We start from the raw sequence: 2631 nt of genomic DNA, 5'->3' as shown, positions 1-2631 counted from the left end.
AGTAATCAAAAATAATTTCTTTCTTTAATTCATATGTATATTTTTGCATGAAAAAATCCTCCACTTTTTTGTCCGGTTTTTGGGGGACTGTGCAATTTTTGACCATTTTTGGCCTTTTTTTTTTTTTTTTTTTTTTTTTTTTATTTTTTTTTTTTTTTTTTTTTTTTTTTTTTTTTTTTTTGTTTAGGTTATAAAATTAAGATTAATGAACTACAAATTACAAGAAAATAAGGAAAAAAACAAGGATTAAAAAGAAAAAAATAATGAAAAAAAGTCTTGCATTTTTATTAGCAGCAACCTCTGTTGCAACAATTACTACACCAATATTAGCAATCTCATGTGGAGATAAAAGAAATAAGGAAAATAATGATTCAAAAAATAAAAAGGATGATATTGAATCAAAAGAAAACAAAGAATTTAGAGCTGAATTAGCTAAATTACAAGAAGAAATAAAAAATGATAATAAGTTAGATACTAAATCCAAGGAAATTCTTAATAAAATAGTAGAAGAATCTAAAAAAGATTTAGAAAAACTAAAGACTCAAGAAGAATTTAAAAAGTCAATTTCTAATTTGAAGGATAAATTAACTAAAACTAAAAGAACAATTGTTCGAAAAAATAGTCTAGCAAAAGTTAAGTTATTGCTAGATGAAATGGTTAAAAGAGAAAAAGAAGAAGCTGAAAAAGATGCCAAATATGGAATTAGTGCTTTAGATAAAAAAAATAAAGCAGACAAACATAAAAATATCTCAGCTTACTTAACAGGTGCTCTTTTTGATGATTCTTATAACAAATTAATTGATGAAATAAAGACTAGGGTTTACAGAGATTCAATCTCTGGTTTGGATATTCATTGAAATCCAAGAAAAGATAATGAATTCAAAAATTCATTAATGAGAAAACATAATTTACTTTCAAATAAACTATCTGAACTTGAAACAAAAAATAATAAAGAAATTGATCAAATTAAAGAAGGACATATTAGTTATCTAAACGTCTTAAAATTAGATTTAGAGAAACAAAAAAATAAGTTAGAAGTTGAAAAAGAAGAAAATACTAAAAAATTAACTGAAATTAACAATAAATTAGAGGATTTAGAAGCTAAAGAGGAATTGAAATTATCTAAGAGTGCAATTGAGGATTTAAAAGAATTAATTGATTACAGAAAAGAAGTATTGAAAGAATACGACAACAAAATTCAAGAAGAAACAAAAGAATATAATCAATTATTGGACCTAAGCACTAAACAAAAAACCGAAAGAGATAACGCTAAAAAGCAATTAGATGAACTAAAGGAAACATTAGAATCACTTAATAGAAAATTAAAAGAAAGTGATGAAAAATATACCAAAATTTTGGAAGATATTGAAAAAGAATTGAGTGATACAAAAACTAAGAAATCTAGTATATATAAAGAATTGGATATAATCTGAAAAAACTTAGATCACTATAACAGAAATTGAATGTATACAAAAGCAAATCCTTCACATTACAATCCTTATACAGCAAAAATATCTGAACTTGAAAAACTTTTACCTAGTCTTAAAACAAAAATTAATGATTTAATACATAAGAGAAAGACAACTAAGTTAGATAAAACTAAATCATCTAATGAAATTAAAAAAGTTTTAGAACTAAAGAATAAGGAATTGAAAAAAATTGAAGAACTTTTCAAAGACCTAGATAGTACTTATAACAATTCAAAGACTAAACTAGATAAGAATCGCCAAAATTACGAAAATGATAAAAAAGCAAAAGAACTAGTATCTAATGAATTAAATAAATTTGAAATTTCTTTATCAAAAGTTTTAGACAAAGAAAAGCTTTTAGAATCAGAATTCAAGAAACACAATGAGAAAAAAGAAGCATTAGAAAATAGAAGCAAACAAATAGAAGAAGAAATTAAAAAGCTGTCTGAAAAAGAAAAAGAAATCGTTAACTTAGAAGAAAAATACGAAGATATAATTCAATCATTAGAAAAAAATGCTTATAATTCTGAATTAAATCTTTACAATGAAATTAAACAAGTTGAACAAGAACTAAATAACTTAAAATAATATATATTTAATAATTTATTAAAATGTCCTTCATATTCAATAAATAACGGTGTGCATAGTTCCATAAAAAACTCAGAACAATTAGTCAATATGATTGTCCACAAATTTAATAGATAAGAGCAAAAAGAGGCCAATTTTTTGCCTTTTTTTTTTTTTTTTGGTTCCGGTTATAAAATAAAAATAAGATATAAAAAATAAGGATTAAAAAGAAAAAAAGTAATGAAAAAAAGTCTTGCATTTTTAATTGCGGCAACCTCTGTTGCAACAATTACTACACCAATATTAGCAATCTCATGTAAGGATAAAGAATCAAAAGAAAAGAAAGAATTTAAAAAAGAGATTACGAAATTAGAGACACTGATAAAAACTGAAGGTAAGTTAAAAGATGAAACTAAAGTTGCTTTAGAAAAAATTGCTTCAGATGCTAGAAAACAATTATCTGAACTAAAAACTCCTGATGAATTTAGAAAGGCAACAGAGGAACTTAAGAAAAAGATTGATGAAGTTAAAAAAGAAAACAATGAAAATAACCCAGTCACACCAACTCCAGTCACACCAACTCCAGTCACACCAA

General features: G+C 24.2%; 1 protein-coding gene and 1 pseudogene. Both read left to right on the top strand.

Annotation, left to right across the window (positions count from 1 at the left end):
- The first annotated feature begins 263 nt into the window (after nucleotides 1-263).
- Nucleotides 264-2057: an MAG6090-like repeat-containing lipoprotein gene (locus tag BCF89_RS08765; RefSeq protein ID WP_111518944.1), complete on the top strand. Its 1794-nt coding sequence runs from the start codon at nucleotides 264-266 to the stop codon at nucleotides 2055-2057.
- A 219-nt stretch (nucleotides 2058-2276) separates the two neighbouring features.
- Nucleotides 2277-2631 (top strand): annotated as a pseudogene (locus BCF89_RS03425) (hypothetical protein); the annotation flags it as partial.

This window comes from Metamycoplasma auris (genome assembly GCF_003253435.1).
GTDB classification, from domain to species: Bacteria; Bacillota_I; Bacilli_A; order Mycoplasmatales; family Metamycoplasmataceae; genus Metamycoplasma; species Metamycoplasma auris.
Note: the sequence above shows the minus strand (reverse complement) of the source record. Positions and strands in the feature narration are given on the sequence as shown.